The following is a 22,143-nucleotide window of genomic DNA, read 5'->3' as shown; positions in this document are numbered from 1 at the left end:
TCACTGGAACCCCCATCTGGAGGGCAGACAACCACGTGGGATGAGTCGCATGGCGCAAAAAGCACTGACAGAAGTGAAAATCACCGGCATGGGATGCGCATCCTGCGTGGGCCGTGTCGAGGCTGCACTGCGTGATGTGTCTGGTGTTGATGCGGCCTCGGTCAATTTCGCGACCAAAACGGCGCAGGTGGAATTTGACGGGCCGGTTTCGGCTCTGACAACGGCGCTGGATGCAGCTGGCTATCCGGCTGAAACAAGCCATGCAGATCTGAGTGTCGAGGGCATGAACTGCGCATCCTGCGTTGGCAAGATCGAGCGCGCGTTGGCTTCCACCGTTGGCGTGATCGAAGCGCAGGTCAATCTGGCAACTCGGACGGCTACGGTGACTTACGCCACAGCTGCAACTACGCCCGAGGCGCTGGCTCAGGTTGTTACCGGAATTGGATACCCCGCGCGTATCCAAGGCGTTGCGGAACCAGAAAGCCGGGAAGACGACGAAATTCAGCGGCTGGTCCGTTCCACAATACTGGCAGCGGCACTGGCCCTGCCCGTATTCATTCTTGAGATGGGCGGGCACATGATCCCCGCCTTCCACCATTGGATACAGGCGACCATTGGAACACAGACAAGCCACTTGATTCAATTTGCCCTGACCTCGGCTTTGCTGATCGGACCGGGCCGTGTGTTTTACCGCAAAGGAATCCCGTCGCTGTTGCAGGGCACGCCGGACATGAACGCGTTGGTAGCGCTTGGGACCGGCGCGGCTTATCTGTATTCGGTCACGGCCACATTCGCGCCCGGCCTGCTGCCGCAAGGTACAGCCAATGTCTATTTCGAAGCGGCCGCGGTGATCGTGGTTCTGATCCTTCTCGGCCGGTTGATGGAGGCGCGCGCCAAAGGCAAAACAGGTGCTGCGATCCGAAAACTGGTGGGTTTGCAACCAAAAACCGCGCGGGTTGAACTGGATGGACAGATACAGGACCGGCCAATCGCCGAAATTGTTGTCGGAGATATCCTGCACATCCGCCCCGGCGAGCGTGTACCGGTGGATGCCGAAGTGCTTGAAGGCACCTCTTACGTCGATGAAAGCATGATCACGGGCGAACCAGTGCCTGTTGGCAAGTCGGCAGGCGCGCCTGTTGTCGGCGGCACCGTGAATGGCACCGGCGCTTTACGGGTAAGCGCCACCCGCGTCGGCGGCGACACGGCTCTGGCACAGATCATTCGTATGGTGCAGCAGGCGCAGGGCGCGAAGCTGCCGATCCAGGGGTTGGTGGATCGGATCACCTATCGCTTTGTTCCTGCGGTCATCGCTGTTGCGGTGATCACTGTCGCGCTCTGGCTGATCTTCGGCCCCAGCCCGGCCCTTCCCCTGGCGCTTGTCGCAGGTGTTTCAGTTCTGATCATCGCCTGCCCCTGCGCTATGGGGTTGGCGACCCCAACCTCGATCATGGTGGGCACCGGGCGTGCGGCAGAACTCGGGGTTTTGTTCCGCAAGGGGGATGCGTTGCAACAGCTTCAACAGGCGCGCGTCATTGCGTTGGACAAGACCGGAACCCTGACGCTGGGGCGCCCAGAACTGGACAGCGTGACAACGGCGAAAGGATTTGACCGGGAGGAGGTTCTGCGGCTGTCCGCAGCCCTTGAGGCACGGTCGGAACACCCGATCGGATCCGCCATCACCCGCGCGGGGCCCGCGACACTGCCAGAGGTATCGGATGTCCGTTCGCTTACCGGGCTTGGCCTGCAAGGGTTGGTTGAAGGCCGCGACGTGTTGATCGGTTCGCACCGGTTGATGCAGCAGCGTGGGATCACCCTTGGAGCCCTGGCGGATGAGGCAGAAGCCCGTGCCGCACAGGGGGCAACCCCTCTGTTCGTCGCTCTGGATGGGCAGGCAGCGGCCACTTTGTCCGTTTCCGACCCGATCAAGCCCGGCACAGTGGAAGCGCTGGAACGGTTGCACCAGATGGGTTTGACCGTGGCCATGATCACGGGTGACAACGCACGCACGGCGCGGGCTCTGGCCGACCGGCTGGGGATTGATCATGTCACTGCCGAGGTACTGCCTGATGGCAAGGTAGACGCAATCACGGCCTTAAGGGACCGGTTCGGAGTGCTGGCCTTTGTCGGTGACGGGATCAACGACGCCCCCGCTCTGGCGGCGGCTGATATCGGCATCGCCATTGGAACCGGCACGGATGTGGCCATCGAAACAGCCGACGTTGTCCTCATGTCCGGTGATTTGCGGGGCGTCGCGAATGCGACCGAGATCAGCCGCCGGACAATGAGGAATATTCGCCAGAATTTGGGCTGGGCCTTCGGATACAATGTCCTTCTGATACCGGTGGCTGCCGGTGCGCTGTACCCGTTTGGCGGCTATCTGCTGTCCCCGGCGCTGGCAGCTGGTGCAATGGCACTGTCGAGCGTCTTTGTGGTCTCGAATGCGCTGCGCCTGCGCCGTATTCGCGCTAGCGTGCCGGAAGCCTCAGGTACGGCCACCAAAGAGGTGCGCGCATGAATATCGGAGATGTTTCCACGCGCACCGGCCTGCCCGCCAAGACGATCCGGTATTATGAGGACATCAACCTGATCAAACCAATGCGCGACGACAATGGCTATCGCCGGTTTCGCGACCAGGACGTGCACAAGCTGAACTTTCTGGGCCGCGCCCGGGCGCTTGGGTTCACCATCGAGGATTGCCGGACCCTGCTGGCACTCTACGAAGATGAAACCCGTGCCAGTGCCGACGTGAAACAGGTTGCACGCGATCATCTTGTTCAGATCGAAACCAAGATCGCTGACCTGAACGCCATGCGCGATACGCTGAGCCATCTGATCGAGGCCTGCGCGGGGGACGACCGGCCCGATTGCCCAATCCTGCGAGATCTGGGCGGGAAAGGCTGACTTGGGGTTGCCCTTTGGGCGCAGCTTTGCTTTGTCTTCGCCAGAGATTTCGGTCAGGCCTGTTTCGCTAAAGCCGACCGAACAGCGGAGAGGATCACAAAATGGCAAAAGTCGCGTTCCTTGGCCTTGGTGTCATGGGCTATCCCATGGCCGGACATCTGCAAGCCGCAGGCCATGACGTCACCGTTTACAACCGCACGACCACCAAGGCCGAGGCCTGGGTCGCGCAGCATGGCGGCGCAATGGCGACCACTCCGAAAGGCGCCGTCAAGGATGCTGAGTTTGTCATGGCCTGCGTCGGCAATGACGACGACCTTCGCGCGGTTTGCACCGGAGAGGATGGCGCGTTTCAGGGCATGTCCGACGGGGCCATTTTTGTAGACCACACGACAGTTTCAGCAAAGGTCACGCGCGAGCTTTACGCTGCTGGCCAATCTCAGGGTATCGCTTTTGTAGACGCCCCTGTTTCGGGAGGTCAGGCAGGTGCTGAAAACGGCGTTCTCTCGATAATGTGTGGCGGTGATCAGGCAGCTTATGATGCGGCTGAGCCGGTGATGAATGTCTATTCCAAAATCTGCCGTCGACTCGGAGCCAGCGGCGCGGGCCAGATGACCAAGATGTGCAACCAGATCGCGATTGCCGGTCTGGTTCAGGGTCTCAGCGAAGCCTTGCACTTTGCCGAAAAAGCGGGCCTGGACGGGAAGGCCGTTGTTGAGGTGATCAGCCAGGGTGCGGCTGGCAGCTGGCAGATGTCAAACCGGTATGAAACCATGCTGAATGATCAGTTCGAACATGGCTTTGCTGTGGACTGGATGCGCAAGGATCTGGGGATTTGTCTGGATACGGCCAATGAAACCGGCGCGTCTCTGCCGGTGACCGCTCTGGTCGATCAGTTCTACAAGGACGTGCAGAAACTGGGCGGCGGACGATGGGACACGTCATCGCTGTTCAAACGTTTGCGTGCCTTGGATTAAGGGGTCGGGGGGCTGTCTGCCCCCTCTTGTCCCTTTGGGCCAATTCACCCCCGAGGATATTTTCGGCCAGATGAAGAGGATCCCGGATGAGCGGGACGGAGAAAGACATGAGCGATTTGGTGAACTTCTGGGCAGACGCGCTGCGCCAAAACTGGGGACTGGACGCACGGTTGACTCGGCTGGATGGCGAATATGATCTGAACTTTCTGGCGCAAGCCACAAATGGCCAGGACTATGTGCTGAAGGTCATGCGCGCGGGGTGCGATGCGGGTCTGGTAGATCTTCAGATCGAAGCACTTGCGCATATCGCCTCGGAAGCTCCCGGGTTGCCGTTTCCAAAGGTGTTCTCGGCGTTGAACGGCGCAATGTTGCCGGAAATTTCCGATTCCGAAGGGAAGTCGCGGCTGGTGTGGTTACAGGAACGCCTGCCCGGGCTTTGCTATGCAAAAGCGAACCCGAAATCCGAAGAACTGATCCTGAAATTGGGTCGTGTTCTGGGCGCAACGGATCGCGCTCTGGAGGGGTTTCAGCATGAAGCTTTGCACCGCCCGGATTTCAAATGGGACCTGGCGCAAGCGGGTTGGATCAGTGACAAGCTGGGCGCTATCAGCGATCCCGCGCGTCGGGCGTTGCTTCGGGATATCTGCAACGAATTCACGGCGATCACGGATAGGCTGGGGCGCCTGCCGAAACAGGCCATTCACAACGATGCCAATGACTATAACATTCTTGTTGAAGGTGAATTGGGTGAGCGGAGGCAGGTTTCCGGCCTGATTGATCTGGGTGACATGTGTGCGGCACCGCGCGTCTGTGATCTTGCGATCGCCGGGGCCTATGTGGTGCTAGATCATGCCAGACCCGAGCGGGCATTGACTGCCCTTGTGCGGGGATACCATGCCGCAAACCGGCTGCAAGCCGAGGAGATCGACCTGATCTGGCCGCTGCTGCGGATGCGATTGGCAGTGTCTGTCCTCAACTCGACCCTGATGGCAGTCGAAAACCCGGACGACCCATATGTGACAATCTCTCAGGCACCTGCGTGGCGGTTTCTTGAGAATGCATCCGTCAATGGCGGGCTGATGTCTGCGCGTCTTCGGGCAGCGTGCGGGCTGCCGGTCGTGGACGGCGCAGAACGCATCCATGCGTATCTGCAAGGACATCGCGGCCGGTTTTCCCAGATGTTCGGTCAGGACCTAAGCGATACTCCGATGGGGTCGTTGTCAGTCGAGAATTGCGTGTGGCCCCAGAACCCTTTCCACATGCCATTGGCCGAGGCCGCACGTGTTGGCGAAGAATACGGCGAAGGGCTGTGGCTGGGCTATTACAACGAACCCCGCCTGATCTATGCCGAGCCAGGATTTCGCAAAGGGCCATGGAAAGCCTCGGACCGGCGAACAGTGCATCTGGCGGTGGATGTGTTTGCACCCGCAGGGACGGTGCTGCACGCGCCAATGAGCGGGCGGGTCGAGGTGGTCGAGAATCGAGATCAGCACCTCGATTACGGAGGGGTAATTATCCTGCACCATGAAACGCCCGAGGGCGATCCGTTCTATACACTCTATGGTCATCTGGACCCGGAATGCTGTGACCGGTTGAAACCCGGTGATCCGGTGGCACAAGGGGCAGCGTTTGCCCGATTGGGCGACGCCAGCCAGAATGGCGGATGGGCCCCGCATGTGCATTTCCAGCTGGCGCTGACAACCAATGGCATGGAAGCGGATTGGCCCGGTGTCGGCGACCCGGATGAGATGGAGCTATGGCACGCGGTTTGCCCGAACCCGGCGGCCTTGCTGAACCTGCCGGATGACAAGGTGTTCTACCAACCCACCGACAAGCAGGCGATCCTGCAGGGCCGCCGCGATCACTTTGGTGGCAACCTGTCGCTGACTTATGATGACCCTGTCATGCTGGTACGCGGGTGGAAACATCACCTGTTTGACGAATGGGGCCGCCCCTATCTGGACGCCTATAACAACGTCCCTCATGTGGGTCATGCGCATCCCCGTATTCAGGCAGTGGCTGCGGATCAGTTGAAGCGGATGAACTCAAATACCCGCTACCTGCATCCGGCACAGACAGCTTTTGCTGACAAGATCCTGTCCAAATTGCCCGATCACTTCGAGGTCTGCTTCTTCGTCAATTCCGGAACTGAAGCCAACGAACTGGCCCTGCGGCTTGCCCGTGCCCATACCGGGGCCAAGGGGATCGTGACGCCAGACCATGGCTATCACGGCAATACGAATGCGGCTGTGGCGATATCGGCCTACAAGTTCAACAAACCGGGCGGCATCGGGAAAGCCGACTGGGTTGAACTGGTTGAAGTTGCAGACGACTATCGCGGTTCGTTCAAGCGTGGCGATGCGGATCGGGCGCAGAAATTTGCTGATCTTGTGGACCCGGCCATTGCTGCCTTGCAGGACCGGGGTCAGGGTCTGGCCGGGTTCATCGCCGAAACTTTCCCGTCTGTCGGTGGACAAATCATTCCGCCCAAAGGTTACCTGCCAGCGGTTTATGAAAAAATCCGTGCCGCCGGGGGTGTCTGCATAGCAGATGAGGTGCAGACCGGTCTGGGTCGCCTGGGTGAGTATTACTTTGGATTTGAACATCAGGGCGCGCTTCCTGATATCGTGGTGATGGGTAAACCCATTGGTAACGGGCACCCTCTGGGTGTGCTGGTGACAACGCGGGCGATTGCCGACAGCTTCAATAACGGGATCGAATTCTTCTCGACCTTTGGCGGATCGACGCTGTCTTGCCGGATCGGTAAAGAGGTATTGGACATTGTCGATGACGAGGGCCTACAGGACAATGCACGTCAGATGGGTGAGCGCCTGATGGCGGGGCTGCGCCAGATCGAAGCCGACTTTGGTTGCGTTGGCGATGTACGGGGCATGGGACTGTTTCTGGGTGTTGAGCTGATCAATCCCGACGGAACCGAAGGAACCGAGATTTGCAGCTATGTCAAAAATCGGATGCGCGATCACCGAATTCTGATCGGCAGTGAGGGACCAAAGGACAACATCCTGAAAATCCGCCCACCGCTGACGATTGAGGCCGAGGATGTGGACATGATCCTGTGGGCGCTAAGGGACGTGCTGTCCGAGGTCGGTGACTTCTCCCCTGCTCCGGTTTGCGATCACGACCATCACCATGCGGGATGCGGGTGCTGCTGAAGGATTGACCCCGGCGCTTTGCCGGGGTTTGACCGTCCTGCAAGCACAGTCAATGCAAAACGGCAGTGGGGGTATCGTGACCTGTCGTCGGAATCGCATTTCCCGTTGTCATACGCCGGAGCGTCAGGCCCAGTTCCTCCGACAGGGATGCCAGAGCAGGCGCAAAATCCGGGCGCACGATCAGTGACGCCATCATCATCGCATCTTCGCGTGCCCCTTCAGATGCAGCCGCAACCATTTGGGCAAAACAATTCTCATCCGCGCCCAAACATGCACACCCCAGACCGTGCCTGATTAACGGACGTCGACAATGCGTTGCGCAAAGCGAACACAGACGATCCAGCGTCAGCATGGCGGCACGCCCATAATCTGATCCCAGCGCTATGCAAAAATCGCTCGCGACATCAGCGCGACCACTTTCACCCTGGCTCCACATCCGCAAATAAATCACCGCACCCGCTTCGACTGGCTCAAGATCCGCCAGACGGCCGACCGCGGCACCGCCGCGCATTGAATGCGCGCTCATTTCGTCAGGATCAGTTTACCTGCACGGGTGATGCGCAGGGTATACAATTGGTCGCCCAACTCGATATGGGCCAGGTGGCCACCTTTGGTCAAATCCTCGGCCTTGTGCGCAGGCAACATCGAGACAGCATAACCTTGGGTTGGGGTCGGGTTCTGTACGTTCATCGGGGCATCTCCAGAGCGAGTCGGCATGGTGCCATACCTGTTGCGTTTCGTTTTATCTGGCTGACCCGAGAGGGTTGGCTTTCCGTTCCTGTCATTAAATCTGATTATTTTAGTAAGGAATGTCAAGCGCTGTTTCAAATCAAGCATCATTGAGCCGATTGCGCCCCTGAAAACGACGGGTTAAGACTTGGGGCGGGTATTGAAAGGCAAGAAAAACGTGACCGCAGCAGTTGTTTTTGATCTGGATGGAACGTTGGTCGACAGCGTCGGGGACCTGGCAGCAGCGGCCAATAAAACGCTGAACGGTTTGGGTCACGATCCTGTGCCCGTTGATGTGATTAGAGGGTTTGTTGGCAATGGCCTTCCCAAACTGGTCGAGCGTCTGATCCGACACTGTGATTTGCCCATGGACCGCCACACGGAACTGACGCAACAGACACTGAAGCATTACAATGCGGCGGTCAGTGCAACGACAGTGCCTTATCCCGGAGTTCCCGAAGCCCTGGAAACACTGAAACAGATGGGTTGCGTTCTTGGTATCTGCACCAACAAACCCGAAGCACCCGCACGCCACGTGCTGGAGGCGCTCAACCTATCCCGGTTCTTCGACGTTGTTTTCGGCGGTGATACATTGCCAATTCGCAAACCGGATCCGGGCCACCTGCTGGAAAGCTTCAAAGCACTTGGGACCTCGGGTACACGCTTGTATGTCGGCGACAGCGAGGTCGACGCAGAAACAGCTGTAAACGCCAGGATACCGTTTCTGCTGTTCACGGAAGGGTACCGCAAAACCCCGGTGGCCAATATACCGCACACCGTTGCTTACAGTGCGTCGGAAACACTGCCGACACTCGTGACCAAATTGATCCAAAACTAAGTAAGTTCACTCGACACGAGTCATAAAACGAATGACTTGGGCCTTCGCGAACCCCTAAAAGTTAAGAGGGGCCGGCCGAGGGGGTGTGACCAGCCCCTCATCGGGGAAAGTAAATACCGTGTTTGTGTGTGGTAAGTACGGTAAGTCATGTTTACCCCTGATCGGCAGTTTGCGAAATTGGGGGATTCCCGTAGTTCGGCGAAAATAACTGAAAAACTGGAAAAAGCGGCACGTCAGACCACCCAATTTACCTGTGATAATTTGCCTATAAGATAGCCTGACGGTTCGAACATTCGGTTCGCTGGTTGAATGGGTATAGGGTAACCCATGGAAAAACAGGACAGAAATCAGAGAGCGGCGCGTCTGCAAATCCTGCAGGGCATTCTGCCTGTTGACCGCGCGCGCCTTCCGGCGGAAATGCTGGCTGGTCTGAGTTTTGCGTGCCTCGCGATCCCCGAAGTCATGGGTTACACCAAAATCGCCGGCACTCCGGTCATGTCCGGGCTGTATACGATCCTGATTCCCATGGCTCTGTTTGCGCTGTTCGGATCGTCCCGACACCTTGTTGTCGGCGCCGATTCGGCGACAGCAGCCATCACCGCCTCGGGACTGGCGGGCTTGGCGATGTCCGGAACGTCTGAGTATCTGGCACTGGCGTCCTTGCTGGCGCTTATGGCTGCTATGCTTTTGATTGCCGCGCGTGTCATCGGGCTGGGGTTTCTGGCTGATTTTCTGTCCAGAACGGTATTGGTCGGCTTTCTGACCGGCGTGGGCATTCAGGTTGCAACGGGCCAAATCCCCGGATTGTTGGGCATCGAATCCGCTGGGCACGGAACACTTGCAAGGTTGAAGGACGTTTACTTCAACATATCCAAACTCAACTGGCCAACCGTGATCGTCACATCAGCCGTGTTGGGCATTATCCTGGGATGCACAAGACTGTCGCGCAAAATCCCGGGGCCGTTGGTTGCCATTGTCGGGGTGATCCTGTGCAGTTGGGCCTTTTCATTCAACACTTCCGGAATCTCGGTGTTGGGAGAGGTTGCCGGCGGTTTGCCCTCGTTCTCGATCCCGGACGTGCAGTGGAGCTGGACCTTGTTCAAACAATTGCTCCCCACGGCCTTGTCCATCTTCGTTGTTATTCTGGCACAAAGCGCCGCCACATCGCGGGCATACGCCTCGAGATATGATGAGACTTTCAACGAAAACACGGACCTGATCGGACTGGGTCTTGCGAATTTCGGAGCCGCATTTACGGGGACATTCGTGGTCAATGGCAGCCCCACAAAGACCGAGATGGTCGCCAGCGCCGGAGGGCGCAGCCAGGTGGCGCAACTGACAACAGTGGTAATAGTCCTGTTGGTTATCCTGTTTCTGACCAAGCCTTTAGCCTATCTTCCCACAGCAGCACTTTCGGCCATCGTTTTCCTGATCGGTCTCAAGCTGATCGACCTGCACGGAATGGCAACAATTTACAGGCAGGCCCGGTCCGAGTTCTGGGTTGCCACGGCAACCGCCACCGTGGTTGTTCTGGTTGGTGTCGAGCAAGGCGTCATTTTTGCCATGGTCCTGTCTCTGGTCGACCACACGCGCCGGGGATACCACCCAAAGAATTCGGTAGTATTGCGCACCGAGTCTGGTGGCTGGCGTTCAAAGGGATTGGAAGCACCAAACCAATTCGAGCCAGGTCTGGTAATCTACCGGTTTTCCCACGGTATGTACTACGCGAACATGCAGATATTCACCGAAGAAGTCACAACAATCGTTCAGAACGCAGACGGAAAACTGACATGGTTCTGCATCGACGCCTCGGCAATTGACGTTGTCGATTTCACAGCCGGGTTCACGTTGCGCAGTATCGCCAATTTCCTGCAATCCAAGGGGATACGGCTGGTTTTCACGCTGGTCGAGCCAGACGTGAAAGCCGAGTTGGATCGCTACGGTGTAACAGAACTGGTTGGCGAAACTGCGTTCTATGAAAACGGCAAAGCTCTGCTGGATGCCTATCACACGCGCCCAAATCCCATCTGACATAGTCACCGGTAGGTTCGCGCCTTGGACATATTCCCGACCCTCGGATTGAAAGAGTTGGTCGGATCACGGCATTTGCAATGCGCCGCCAAATCGGGTTTGGCTTTGTACAAGTGGCCCACATTGTGTTCGGCAGGATATTCAAAAAGGGTCAGCATTCCCGCCTTCAGCGCCTTCGGCGGCGTGCCCCTATCGGGTGGTCCGGTTTGTTTGTTACTGCACCTTGGGCCTCTGGTCTATCGGGACGATGCTTTCGGGCGCAGGCCAGCGGTAGCCTAACGCGCTGTGCGGCCTGACGGAGTGATAGTGGACACGACATTGCTCAATCAGGATTTGCGCCTTTCTTAGGCTGTAGAAGATTTCACCGTTGAGCAGCTCATCCCGGAACCGGGCGTTGAAGCTTATGCAATGGCCGTTCTCCTAGGGTGATCCCGGCTCGATCTAAGCCGTCTTCGCCCCGACAGCTGTGATCCACCCTCGCAGCTTCTGGGCGATATATCCCGGCCCATTGTCGGATCTTATGTATTCCGGCGGGCCGCGGAGGATGAACAGGTCAGCCAATGCATTCAGCGCATCGGTTGAGTTGAACTTGCGATCGACACGGATCATCAGCGCCTCACTGGTGTATTCGCCAATGATGCTCAGCGTTCGATAGACGCGCCCATCAGCCAGAAGTCATGCCATTGGATAGCCAGTGAACAACTCGGGTGGGTCCAACACGACCAGTTTGCTTGCAAATAGGTTCGGTTTCCCATTGCGGTTCTTTCGAAAACCCGGAGTCAGATATCTTGACCGGGCGGTTCCAAAAGACCGCCGGGTTCCAACAATGCCCGCTCTGACAGCCATGGGTTAAGTTCTAGCGCTTCGGCAAGTGCCGCGCGCGCGTCGTCAAGGCGCTTCAGACCCAACAGTGACAAGGCGCGCCCGCTCAGCGCACCTATATGGTTCGGCGACAACTCGATCGTGACATTCAGATCCTGCAAGGCAGCAGCGAAGTCTTGTCGGAGATAGTTCACAAACGCACGCTGATTGTAGCCTTCGGCGTAGTTCGGGCAGTATTCGACAAGCTGGTCAAGCTCGTCCAACGCGCCCGGTAAATCCCAGGCCTCCCGCCGCGCCATTCCTCGGTCCAGCAAGCCTTGTGCACGCGCATCTGGCGCATCGGTCCAAAGCTCCCACATCCGGTTGGAAATAGCGCGCGCATCACTTTGCGATTCTGCCTTCTGAACCTGATTGATTAGCGCATCCACACCTTCTGAATGATCCGGAGCATCAGGGCAGGACTGGGCGTGCGCCGCGCAGGACAAGGCAACAACAGCTAGAGCAGCGAGGAAAGCGTGTGTCATGTACCAAGGATGGCTCGTAATCCCGATACGTCAAGCCTGATGCTCGAACCCACCCAAACTGCCGGTTTCCTTAACCGCCTCCATCGCCACAAAGGTCGAGGTGCTGGCGACATGCGGCAAGGATGAAATCTTTTCGGCCAGAACACGACGATACTCTGACATCGTGGCTGTGCGGACCTTCAACAAATAGTCGAAATTCGAAGCGATCATATGGGCTTGCTCGACCTCGGCAGTTTTTCGGACAGCCGCGTTGAACTCGGCCAGTGCCTTTTCGCGGGTATCGGTCAGACGCACCTCGACAAAGGCAACGTGGTCCAACCCCAGTCTGATCGGATCCAGCATCGCCCGGTATCCCTTGATCACCCCGCTTGCTTCAAGCCGTTTCAGGCGCGCCTGTGTCGGTGATTTCGACAGACCGATTTCGCGTGCAAGATCGGCGACCGAAATGCGCCCATCCTCGGCCAGAATTCTCAGAATCGACCGGTCAAACCGGTCCAGGTCGGGAAAGTTCATTTGCGCTGCCTTCTGGCGAAATTTCAGGTGTTCCACCTTCAGTTATCGCAAACTCAGGCGATTGTCCTGAGTTTTCGCAAGTATATTGGCACAAAGACCGGAGGACCCATGTCTCATACCCTGCGTACATTAATCGACACCTCAACCTATGCTGACCAGTCGGCGATCCTTGAAACCCTGATCTCTCAGGCCAGCCTGAGCGCCACAGACCGCGGCGCCATCTGCGCCGCTGCCGCGCAGCTTGTGCGCGACATCCGATCCAGCACGTCTCCGGGGTTGATGGAGGTGTTTTTGGCCGAATACGGCCTGTCCACCGACGAAGGCGTCGCCCTGATGTGCCTGGCCGAGGCGCTGTTGCGCGTGCCGGATGCCGACACGATTGACGCGTTGATTGAAGACAAAATCGCCCCTTCGGATTGGGGTAAGCATCTTGGGCACTCGTCTTCATCCTTGGTGAACGCCTCAACCTGGGCACTGATGCTGACGGGCAAGGTTCTGGACGAAGGCAAGACCTCGCCTGTTGGCGCCCTGCGCGGGGCCATCAAGCGATTGGGGGAACCCGTGATCCGTACCGCCGTGTCGCGGGCGATGAAGGAAATGGGGCGGCAATTCGTGTTGGGTGAATCCATTCACGCTGCGATGGAACGCGCGCGCGGGATGGAAAGCAAGGGTTATACCTACTCTTACGACATGCTGGGAGAGGCCGCGCGAACCGAGGCGGACGCCGCGCGTTATCACCTGTCGTATTCACGCGCCATCTCGGCCATCGCCGAAGCCTGCACCCATGATGATATCCGCGCAAACCCCGGCATTTCGGTCAAGTTGTCGGCCCTGCACCCCCGCTATGAACTGGCACAAGAAAAGCGGGTGATGGATGAACTGGTCCCGCGCCTGCGGGCGCTGGCCCTTTTGGCCAAGGCCGCTGGCATGGGGCTAAACGTCGACGCCGAAGAGGCGGATCGCCTGTCTTTGTCATTGCAGGTGATTGAGGCGGTGATGTCCGATCCGGCTCTGGCCGGCTGGGAGGGGTTCGGCATCGTGGTTCAGGCCTATGGGCCACGCGCTTCGCTGGTTCTGGACACGCTTTATGACATGGCTGAACGCCACGATCGCAAGCTGATGGTGCGTCTGGTCAAAGGCGCCTATTGGGACACCGAGATCAAACGCGCGCAGGTCGAAGGCGTGGATGGCTTTCCCGTCTTCACGCACAAGGCGGTCACGGACGTGTCCTATATCGCCAATGCGCGCAAATTGCTGGGCATGACAAACCGGATCTATCCGCAATTCGCCACCCACAACGCCCATACAGTCAGCGCCATCCTGCACATGGCCGAAGGTCAGCCTTTTGAGTTCCAGCGCCTGCATGGCATGGGCGAGACATTGCATCAGCTTGTGATGAACAGGCAGAAAACGCGCTGTCGCATCTACGCACCGGTTGGTGCGCATCGTGACTTGCTGGCCTACCTTGTGCGGCGTCTGCTGGAAAACGGGGCAAACTCATCCTTCGTCAACCAGATTGTCGACGAAAACGTCCCGCCGGAAGTGGTTGCCGCAGATCCGTTTGTTACTGTTCAAACGCCCCCACCCCCTTTGCCCACCGGCCCCGAACTGTTCCAGCCGGATCGTCCCAATTCCATGGGATTCGATCTTCACCACACTCCGACGCTGGACAAGGTTGATGCAGCGCGGGACCAGTTCCGTGCGTATCACTGGTATGCACAGCCCTTGCTGGCTGACGCTGCAAAACCCCGGGCGGATGAGCCGGTAGTCAACCCGGCAAATCCTGCCGACAAACCAGGTGCGGTCGCCTCGGCAAGTGACGCAGATGTGGAACTGGCGCTGGCTTCGGCAAAGCCATGGCAGGCCCCGGCAGCCGAACGTGCCCGCATCCTGAACTCCGCAGCCGATCTTTATGAAACACACTACGGCGAATTGTTCGCCCTGCTGGCGCGCGAGGCTGGCAAATCGCTGCCTGACGCCGTGGCGGAACTGCGTGAGGCGGTGGATTTCCTGCGCTACTACGCCGCCAACATACCTGATGCCGAGCCCGCGGGCGTATTCACCTGCATCAGCCCTTGGAACTTCCCGCTGGCGATTTTCTCTGGTCAGATATCAGCTGCTTTGGCGACCGGGAACGCCGTTTTGGCCAAGCCTGCGCCGCAAACACCCCTGATTGCGCACCGCGCCATTCAATTGCTGCATGAGGCTGGTGTGCCGCGCGACGCGCTGCAATTGCTGCCGGGTGGCCCTGCCGTAGGTGCGGCGCTGACATCGGATGCGCGCGTCTCGGGCGTGGCCTTCACCGGCTCGACAACGACCGCTCTCAGAATCCGGTCGGCAATGGCTGCGTCCATGCGCCCCGGCACGCCGCTGATCGCAGAAACTGGCGGCCTGAACGCCATGATCGTTGACAGCACCGCACTTCCCGAACAGGCCGTGCAATCGATCATTGAAAGTGCCTTTCAATCCGCAGGCCAGCGGTGTTCCGCACTGCGATGCCTGTACCTGCAAGAGGATATCGCAAATGACGTCCTAACCATGCTCAAAGGGGCAATGGATGCCCTGCGCATCGGTGATCCGTGGCTGATCTCTACCGATTGCGGCCCGGTGATCGACGCGCAGGCCCGGCAGGTCATCGCCGATCACGTCGCTATTGCACGGGCCGAAGGGCGCGTTCTGAAAGAGCTGCCTCCGCCGACAGAAGGCATCTTTGTTGCCCCCACGCTGATCGAAATCTCGGGCATCGCCGCGCTGGAGCGCGAGATTTTCGGCCCCGTGTTGCACGTGGCACGGTTCAAAGCGCAGGAAATCGACAAGGTCATCGCGGATATCAACGCAACCGGATACGGGCTGACCTTTGGCCTGCAAACCCGGATCGACGACCGGGTGCAGCATGTGACCGAAGCAATCCATGCCGGAAACATCTATGTAAACCGCAACCAGATCGGTGCCATCGTTGGCTCCCAACCTTTTGGCGGTGAAGGGCTGTCAGGCACCGGCCCGAAGGCGGGCGGCCCGAATTACATGGCCCGGTTTTGTGCACCGGATCGGCAAATCACGACAGAAACCTGGGAGCATTTGGCAGACCTACCTGCCCCTCAAGGCCAACCTGCCCCAATCCGGACCCGTTCTCTGCCCGGCCCAACCGGAGAATCGAACCGGCTAAGCGAATATCCCCGCGCGCCTATTCTGTGCATGGGGCCGGGAGAAGCAGCAGCCCGCGCGCAGGCTGACGCCGTACAGGCGCTAGGCGGAACGGCTATTCAGGCAACCGGAATGCTTGACCTTCATCGGTTGGAGAACCTGACCGGTATCTCTGGTGTCCTTTGGTGGGGCGACGCTGAAACCGCGCACCAGATCGAACAGCATCTGGCCCGCCGGGACGGCCCCATTTTGCCCCTGATTCCCGGCAGACCCGACCGCGCGCGTGTGTTGGGTGAGCGCCATGTGTGTGTCGATACGACCGCAGCTGGCGGAAACGCTGCGTTGTTGGGAGGTGCGGCGTAAGCTTGCCTTGACGCTGGGCGCGCAAAAGCCCAGCGTCACCTCATGTTTCCGATCCGCGACCATAACCCCTCGGGGCGCACGCCTTATGTTGTCTACGCCTTATTGGCGGCCAACATCCTGATCTTCCTCAGCTATGTGGGGATCATGAATGATGCGCCACTTATTAACCGGCTGTTCTTCGACTATGCGATCATCCCGGCGCGGGTCAGCGACGGGGTTGGTCTGGAAACCCTTGTGACATCCATGTTCCTGCATGGGGGATGGATGCATCTGGCCGGGAACATGCTGTTCTTATGGATATTCGGCGACAATCTGGAAGACGAAATGGGCCATCTGCCCTTTTTGCTTTTCTACTTGGTCGCAGGTATCGGCGCAGGTCTGATCCATGTGGTTACAGGGCCGGACTCTCAGGTGCCTACCGTCGGCGCCTCGGGCGCGATTGCGGGTGTCATGGGGGGATACCTGCTGCTGTTTCCCAAAGCGCGTGTGGATATTCTGCTGATCCTGGTTGTCTATTTCAGGGTCTTTACCATCCCCGCCTTCATCATGCTGGGCGTATGGTTAGCGATACAGTTCTTTGGCAGCGTCACCAGCAACCCGGACGAAGGCGGTATCGCCTACTGGGCCCATACCGGCGGATTTGCAGTAGGGCTGATCCTATGTGTGCCGCTACGGCTGCGACGCGGTGGCGTGCAATTCTGGAACCGCACGCACGGGCACCCGCCCCACCCTGAGGCAAAGTACAAGCTGTCGCAGTCACGTATACCGCGCGTTCCGCGTCGATAAAGCTGAAATGAGGGGCGATCAGCCCATCGGCGCTATCTTACCAGATCGAATACCAAAATTGGGTAGCCTACGCATCCTGTGAGCGGTTGTTGCCGTTCGTGCAGCACGCGGCGAAGGTGCCAAGAGAACTCGGGGTCAGCATGCCAGTTTTAGTGCGCGTGTTCGCAGCATGGGAACCGCCGCGGCTGCTTCATTCTCAACGCCGCCGCGCGGGTTAAAACCAGCCATTCAAGCTTGGCCCTGCGAGATTAGATTCCAAAATCAGGGTTGCAAGGCACGCTCGCCGTTCACCGGCACGGTAATTGTTCGCACCTGAGGTGTCAGATCTTGCTCCGAGCAGCCAGGTGCGTTGCCTAAGCTCCGAAAAATTTGACGTTGAGCGGTTCATTGCTGAACCCCCTGCCTCAACACTACCAGATTGGAGGAGTCGTTGCCCAGATAACCCTGCATTTTCCCTCGCCAAGGTTTCGATACCGATGAGGGAGGCTACTTTCAAAATGAAATGAATCCCCTTGGTTCAGGATATGCGGCCTGCCATCAATCGATATTTCCAGACATCCTTCAATCACGACCCCGCATTCCTCACCGGCATGAGAATACGGTTCATCACCTGATCCGCCACCCGGCTCAAGATCTAGATCCATGACCTGTAGTTCACCTTCGTCGTGCGCTGTCAAAAAGGACTTGAGCACCCCTTTACTGCTGAGATCAATTGACCTGCGGTGATTGGCCCGAACGATATAGCTCTCATCATCTGCCGCCTCGTTTTCATCTACACTGAACAGCTGTAGTACCGACAACCGCAACGCGCCACTGATCGAGCGCAAGACCCGAACCGACGGCGACGATAACCCCCTTTCGATTTGGCTAAGTAGGCCCACCGATATCCCTGCCTCGTCAGAGATATAAGTCAGTGTAAGTCCCAATTCTTTACGCCGATCGCGTATCGCGCGACCAAGTCGCACGTCTTCGCTTACTCCATCCGTTGCAGCCGCTGCTGAGTGATTTGAGTTGTTTGGCATAATGATAAAGACACGCTCTCTTCGTTACTTGAATACGAAGAATACCTTCCACCACTCTTCATGTCCATGAAATACACCCAACTTTTCACATTGACCGTGGAAGAAGCCCGAATGAGCATGATATTTCATTTTAATGAAAACCTGTGGAATATTTTTCAATCTCATCTACACTCGGGGGATGTTGACCTGTCAGGTGGGTCCGCAGGGCCTCAGAATAGTGAAGAACCAATAAGGAGAAGTTTCATTAACATGAAAATACTTACCGCACTCGCTGCAGCGACCTGGCTGTCTGTTGCGAACGGCACTTTCGCGGAAACTCTTAATGTCGGGGTAACGACCACGGGTGTGCCGTTTACGTTTGTTGATATCCAAACCGGACAACCGACAGGAGCCATGGTTGACATTGCAAATGCGATTGGTGCGGAAATCGGAATGGAGATGCAGTTTGAAGTTACTGTGTTTTCGGCACTCATTCCCGCGCTGACCAAAGGAAAGATTGATCTTATCTCTGCGGGCATGCTGATCACCGACAAACGCGCAGAGGTCGTTGACTTCTCAGACAGTCCCTACAGCTATGGGGACGCAATGTTCGTCGCTTCGGACAACCCTGAAAACTATACGCGAGACGATCTAGCGGGCGAGGTGATTGGAGCGCAGGTTGGAACTGTGTACGCGGATTCCCTGGCGGAGATTGGGGGGATTCGGCGAGATCAAGTTGTATGACTCGATCGTAGATATCATGCGCGACGTTCAACTTGGTCGGATCAAAACGGGTTTCGGCGACGGTCCCATTGTCGGATACCAGATTTCACAAAATCCCAATCTGGGTGTTCGTTTGGTTGAAGGCTATGAACCAATGAAACCGGGCAGAGTCGGGTTGGCTGTAGACAAAGGAAATGCCGAGCTGCTCTGCTGAAACAGGTGAACGAGGCGTTAGCAAAGTTGCAGAATTCGGGTGAGCTGAAGGCCATCTTCAACAAATACGGCCTTTGAGAAACTTCCCTAACCAGCAAGAGGGCGCTGGCAGCTCACCAAGTGATGTGCCAGCGCTACGACCGTAGGAACAGCGCCAATGTCAACCTTTCTTGAACGCTCGATCGAGTATCTACCTCTGCTTTGGAGTGGATTGAAGCTTACAATTGCCGTCACAGTGCTTGCACTGCTTTTATCAACCTTGTTGGGATTATTGTGGGCTCTGCTCAGAACTTCAGGAATCCCAGTCCTTGCTCAAGGTATTCGGTATCTGACAGAATTCATACGCGGCATCCCGATCCTCGTGGTTTTGTTCTATATCTATTTTGTGATGCCCGAAATCGGCATCGACCTTACCGCGTTTCAGGCTGGCATCATCGGGTTGGCGCTGACCTATTCCTGCTATATCGGCGAAACCTTTCGTGCGGGGATAGAGGCGGTAGACCGCGGCCAGGTAGAGGCGGCAAAAGCCATCGGAATGAAGCACGGTATGATGATGCGTCGAGTGGTACTGCCGCAGGCGTTTAGAATTGTCCTGCCACCCTATGGCAACAATACGATCATGCTACTCAAAGACAGTTCACAGGTCTCTGTTATTTCAGTTGCCGAGTTGACCATGCGGGGAAAAACACTGGCTTCTTCAACCTTCGACAACATGACAATTTTCACTTTGGTTGCGCTGCTTTACCTGAGCTTGACCATCCCCCTGAACATCGCGATCCGGCAAATGGAAAACAAAATGGGCGACGCAAAATGATCGAATTCAAGGAGGTTCATAAATCCTTCGGCTCACTGAACGTGTTGCAAGGTATCAACGCCAATGTCGAAGTGGGCGAAGTTGTTTGCCTTATCGGGCCTTCGGGCTCTGGTAAATCAACGATGCTCCGGTGCGTAAACGGTCTGGAATCTTACCAGGCAGGTGACATTCTGATCGATGGGAAGCGTGTCGATGTCGCATCACCGACAATTCACCAACTTAGAGCGCAAGTGGCTATGGTGTTCCAACGTTTCAACCTTTTCCCCCACCGAACGGCTTTGGAGAATGTCATGGAGGGGCCGCTTTATGTTCTGAAACAGGACAAGTCCGAGGTGCGGGATCGCGCAATCGGATATCTGGAGCGGGTCGGATTAGCCGAAAAAATCAACGCCTACCCTGCCTCGCTGTCCGGAGGGCAACAGCAAAGGGTCGCTATTGCCCGGGCCTTGGCTATGCAACCCAGAGCCATTTTGCTCGACGAACCAACATCGGCACTTGATCCGGAAATGGTCGGCGAGGTGTTACAGGTTATGCGCGCCCTCGCTGAGGAGCACATGACCATGTTTGTGGTGACCCATGAGATTCAATTTGCCCGGGAAGTCGCTGACCGCGTGCTGTTCCTGGATAAGGGTCAAATCGCTGAGCAGGGTAAGGCGCAGGAAGTTTTGCGAAATCCAACACATCCGCGCACCCAGGAATTCCTAAGGCGGGTCACACACCCTGAACAAGGGTGAAATGATGCTGGTTAAATCCAGCCGCTGTCCCAATGACATTTACGGAGAACAACAATGTTCAATCTTGTTGGCCTGAAAGATCTCGATGCGATCCAAGTTGGCGACTACAGACCCAAACCGACAACCCTGACGCCGGGGCAACAGGAAGCTACTGCGCACGTTTACACATCGCCAACCGGAGATACGAAGATCGGTATCTGGGAATGCACTCCGGGCGAGTTCACTGCAGACCGTAGTGGCATGGCAGAATACTGTCACATTCTGTCCGGTTCGGCGACGATCACTGATGCCGATGGTGGCCATTCCGTAACCCTTGGCGCGAATGATTTTCTTGCCCTGCCCAAAGGTTGGAAAGGCACCTGGGCAATCCACTCCCACGTCCGCAAGCTCTATTTCCTGGTAGAGAATGCAAATTGACGACCGTATTTTGAGTTTCGGAGTTTGACCGCAATGCTAGACTCTATCTGGTCCGCCACGGCAAATAGCACCCCAAAATTCCCCGCTTTGGCCGGCAACTGCAAGGCTGATGTCGCGATCGTAGGCGCAGGTTACACTGGCCTCTCCTGTGCTCTTTCTCTTGCTGAAGCGGGTGCAAACGTCATCGTCGTTGAAGCTGAGCAACCTGGATTTGGTGCCAGTGGGAGAAATGGTGGTCAGGTCATTCCTGGCCTCAAGTACGATCCTGACAAGCTGGACCGCATGTATGGCGAGGCAACCACCGAATTTGTCGGCGGTGCTGCGCAACATGTGTTTGATATTATCGATAGACATAACATCCAATGTGACCACCGCCAGGACGGCTGGATTCAGACAACTGTAAAAACCTCGCATATCCCAACTTTGCAAAGCCGGATGCAGCAATGGGAAAAGCGGGGGGCCTCCGTCGAATGGCTGGATGCTGCGCAGGTCGCCCGTCAGACGGGTTCAAGCAGGTTTGTTGCAGGTTGGAAAGACCGGAGGGCTGGCTGTGTGCACCCGCTGAATTATGCCACCGGGCTTGCAAAAGCGGCTTCGGATGCCGGGTGTAAGATTTTCGGCAAGAGCCCTGTTTCCCGGATACAATCAGATGGAGCGGGATGGAAACTGTCGGTAGGCGAACAAGGGCAGATCAAAGCAGATCAGGTGGTGCTGGCGACCAACGGCTATACAAGCCACCTGTGGCCCGGATTGCGCCAGACAATGGTGCCCGCCAACAGTTTTCAGGTGGCCACAAAGCCTCTGCCCGAAAGCATTAGCCAATCAATCTTGCCCGAAGGCTGCGTTGTATCGGACACTCGGCGTATCGCTAATTATTTTCGGATTGGCCCGGGGAACCGTCTCATGGTGGGGGGCGAGGACATTTTGCAGAACCACGCGGGCCGAACTCTTTCAAACGTATCCATGCTGACTTGAAGGCGCTTTTCCCTTCTCTGGAAAATCAAGAGTTGGAATTTATGTGGTCTGGACGCGCTGCAATGAATTTGGACCACCTGCCTCATATCTATCAACCGGCTGCCGGAGTCACGGCCGCACTGGGATATAATGGCAGAGGTCTGGCGCTTGGCAGTGCATTGGGGGCGGCAATTGGTGCCCATCTGGCGAACTCTTCCATCCCTCTGCCGTTGCCGGCGGACCGGATGAAGCAGCTCCCCTTTCATCGCTTGCACCCATATTACGGCACCGCCGCGATCTGGTACTTTCGTCTGCGGGACTTACTGGAGAGGTGATCTGAGAATCGACCTTGCCGCATCAGCAAGCACCTGGAAGGATAGCAGCGGCCCCATAGCACGGCTGTCATGTCCGACGTGGTGCTCGAGATCGGCTGGCAGCGTGAAGACAAAGTGTGGAAGTACTCTATGGGAAGCAGGTTCTCCTTCC

The 22,143-nt window shown here is 57.2% G+C and carries 18 protein-coding genes and 3 pseudogenes; 14 read left to right on the top strand and 7 right to left on the bottom strand.

Translation table 11 applies throughout. From position 1 onward, the window contains the following. Positions 1 to 49 precede the first annotated feature (49 nt). From AC2FPW_RS21775 to AC2FPW_RS21760, 4 genes and pseudogenes are all read left to right on the top strand, one after another. Positions 50 to 2,518: a heavy metal translocating P-type ATPase gene (locus AC2FPW_RS21775; RefSeq protein ID WP_496815359.1), complete on the top strand. Its 2,469-nt coding sequence runs from the start codon at positions 50 to 52 to the stop codon at positions 2,516 to 2,518. Next, the gene (cueR, locus tag AC2FPW_RS21770) at positions 2,515 to 2,904 is read left to right on the top strand and encodes a Cu(I)-responsive transcriptional regulator (protein ID WP_480557736.1); all 390 of its coding nucleotides are present in this window, start codon (positions 2,515 to 2,517) and stop codon (positions 2,902 to 2,904) included. The genes AC2FPW_RS21775 and cueR overlap by 4 nt, the downstream gene beginning before the upstream one ends. A gap of 95 nt (positions 2,905 to 2,999) precedes the next feature. Then, positions 3,000 to 3,878 (top strand): annotated as a pseudogene (locus AC2FPW_RS21765) (NAD(P)-dependent oxidoreductase); the annotation flags it as partial. A 107-nt stretch (positions 3,879 to 3,985) separates the two neighbouring features. Then, positions 3,986 to 7,051, top strand: a complete 3,066-nt coding sequence (locus AC2FPW_RS21760) for an aminotransferase class III-fold pyridoxal phosphate-dependent enzyme (protein WP_496815358.1) — start codon at positions 3,986 to 3,988, stop codon at positions 7,049 to 7,051. A 49-nt stretch (positions 7,052 to 7,100) separates the two neighbouring features. Here AC2FPW_RS21760 and AC2FPW_RS21755 read toward each other — a convergent pair whose 3' ends face one another. Together AC2FPW_RS21755 and hemP are read right to left on the bottom strand one after the other, a co-directional pair. Further along, positions 7,101 to 7,577: a hypothetical protein gene (locus AC2FPW_RS21755; RefSeq protein ID WP_496815357.1), complete on the bottom strand. Its 477-nt coding sequence runs from the start codon at positions 7,575 to 7,577 to the stop codon at positions 7,101 to 7,103. Continuing rightward, the gene (hemP, locus tag AC2FPW_RS21750; protein WP_209504713.1) at positions 7,574 to 7,741 is read right to left on the bottom strand and encodes a hemin uptake protein HemP; all 168 of its coding nucleotides are present in this window, start codon (positions 7,739 to 7,741) and stop codon (positions 7,574 to 7,576) included. The genes AC2FPW_RS21755 and hemP overlap by 4 nt, the downstream gene beginning before the upstream one ends. Positions 7,742 to 7,940: 199 nt before the next feature. Between hemP and gph the strand changes: the two genes are divergently transcribed. Together gph and AC2FPW_RS21740 are read left to right on the top strand one after the other, a co-directional pair. Beyond that, positions 7,941 to 8,618 carry a phosphoglycolate phosphatase gene (gene gph / locus AC2FPW_RS21745; RefSeq protein ID WP_496815355.1) on the top strand — a complete coding sequence of 226 codons (678 nt, stop codon included), beginning with the start codon at positions 7,941 to 7,943 and terminating at the stop codon, positions 8,616 to 8,618. Positions 8,619 to 8,945: 327 nt separating this feature from the next. Next, entirely contained in the window at positions 8,946 to 10,649 is a 1,704-nt protein-coding gene (locus AC2FPW_RS21740) for a SulP family inorganic anion transporter (RefSeq protein ID WP_496815354.1), read from the top strand. Positions 10,650 to 10,654: 5 nt separating this feature from the next. Here AC2FPW_RS21740 and AC2FPW_RS21735 read toward each other — a convergent pair. The 4 genes and pseudogenes from AC2FPW_RS21735 to AC2FPW_RS21720 form a co-directional block, all read right to left on the bottom strand. Continuing rightward, positions 10,655 to 10,825: pseudogene (locus AC2FPW_RS21735) on the bottom strand (hypothetical protein); the annotation flags it as partial. A gap of 37 nt (positions 10,826 to 10,862) precedes the next feature. Continuing rightward, a pseudogene (locus AC2FPW_RS21730) lies at positions 10,863 to 11,315 on the bottom strand (integrase core domain-containing protein); the annotation flags it as partial. A 113-nt stretch (positions 11,316 to 11,428) separates the two neighbouring features. Then, positions 11,429 to 11,995 (bottom strand): tetratricopeptide repeat protein, encoded by a 567-nt coding sequence (locus tag AC2FPW_RS21725; protein ID WP_496815353.1) that lies wholly within the window; start codon positions 11,993 to 11,995, stop codon positions 11,429 to 11,431. 30 nt (positions 11,996 to 12,025) lie between these two features. Beyond that, complete coding sequence (locus AC2FPW_RS21720) at positions 12,026 to 12,508, bottom strand: Lrp/AsnC family transcriptional regulator (RefSeq protein ID WP_480482166.1); 483 nt, start codon at positions 12,506 to 12,508, stop codon at positions 12,026 to 12,028. Between the two features lie 108 nt (positions 12,509 to 12,616). On the opposite strand from AC2FPW_RS21720, the gene putA reads away from it, so the two are divergent. Next, a complete protein-coding gene (gene putA, locus AC2FPW_RS21715; RefSeq protein ID WP_496815352.1) occupies positions 12,617 to 16,015 on the top strand; it encodes a bifunctional proline dehydrogenase/L-glutamate gamma-semialdehyde dehydrogenase PutA in 3,399 nt (1,132 codons plus the stop codon). Between the two features lie 42 nt (positions 16,016 to 16,057). Then, positions 16,058 to 16,801, top strand: coding sequence for a rhomboid family intramembrane serine protease (locus AC2FPW_RS21710; RefSeq protein WP_496815351.1), 744 nt, complete (start codon positions 16,058 to 16,060; stop codon positions 16,799 to 16,801). Between the two features lie 410 nt (positions 16,802 to 17,211). Here the strand turns inward: AC2FPW_RS21710 and AC2FPW_RS21705 are convergent, their stop codons facing one another. After that, positions 17,212 to 17,823: a cupin domain-containing protein gene (locus AC2FPW_RS21705; protein WP_496815350.1), complete on the bottom strand. Its 612-nt coding sequence runs from the start codon at positions 17,821 to 17,823 to the stop codon at positions 17,212 to 17,214. Between the two features lie 111 nt (positions 17,824 to 17,934). On the opposite strand from AC2FPW_RS21705, the gene AC2FPW_RS21700 reads away from it, so the two are divergent. The 6 genes from AC2FPW_RS21700 to AC2FPW_RS21675 all read left to right on the top strand — a co-directional run bounded on the left by AC2FPW_RS21700 (position 17,935) and on the right by AC2FPW_RS21675 (position 21,992). Continuing rightward, on the top strand, positions 17,935 to 18,546 hold the full coding sequence (locus AC2FPW_RS21700) for an ABC transporter substrate-binding protein (protein ID WP_496815349.1): 612 nt from the start codon (positions 17,935 to 17,937) through the stop codon (positions 18,544 to 18,546). A 349-nt stretch (positions 18,547 to 18,895) separates the two neighbouring features. Further along, positions 18,896 to 19,552 carry an amino acid ABC transporter permease gene (locus AC2FPW_RS21695; protein ID WP_496815348.1) on the top strand — a complete coding sequence of 219 codons (657 nt, stop codon included), beginning with the start codon at positions 18,896 to 18,898 and terminating at the stop codon, positions 19,550 to 19,552. Then, a complete protein-coding gene (locus AC2FPW_RS21690; protein ID WP_480557754.1) occupies positions 19,549 to 20,286 on the top strand; it encodes an amino acid ABC transporter ATP-binding protein in 738 nt (245 codons plus the stop codon). The genes AC2FPW_RS21695 and AC2FPW_RS21690 overlap by 4 nt, the downstream gene beginning before the upstream one ends. 54 nt (positions 20,287 to 20,340) lie before the next feature. Continuing rightward, positions 20,341 to 20,703 (top strand): cupin domain-containing protein, encoded by a 363-nt coding sequence (locus AC2FPW_RS21685; protein ID WP_496815347.1) that lies wholly within the window; start codon positions 20,341 to 20,343, stop codon positions 20,701 to 20,703. A gap of 33 nt (positions 20,704 to 20,736) precedes the next feature. Further along, positions 20,737 to 21,678 (top strand): NAD(P)/FAD-dependent oxidoreductase, encoded by a 942-nt coding sequence (locus AC2FPW_RS21680; protein WP_496815345.1) that lies wholly within the window; start codon positions 20,737 to 20,739, stop codon positions 21,676 to 21,678. Continuing rightward, positions 21,675 to 21,992: a hypothetical protein gene (locus AC2FPW_RS21675; protein WP_496815343.1), complete on the top strand. Its 318-nt coding sequence runs from the start codon at positions 21,675 to 21,677 to the stop codon at positions 21,990 to 21,992. The genes AC2FPW_RS21680 and AC2FPW_RS21675 overlap by 4 nt, the downstream gene beginning before the upstream one ends. Positions 21,993 to 22,143: the final 151 nt, after the last annotated feature.

The sequence above is a fragment of the Ruegeria sp. SATB027 genome (genome assembly GCF_059613825.1).
This window is presented reverse-complemented; position numbering and strand designations above follow the sequence as displayed.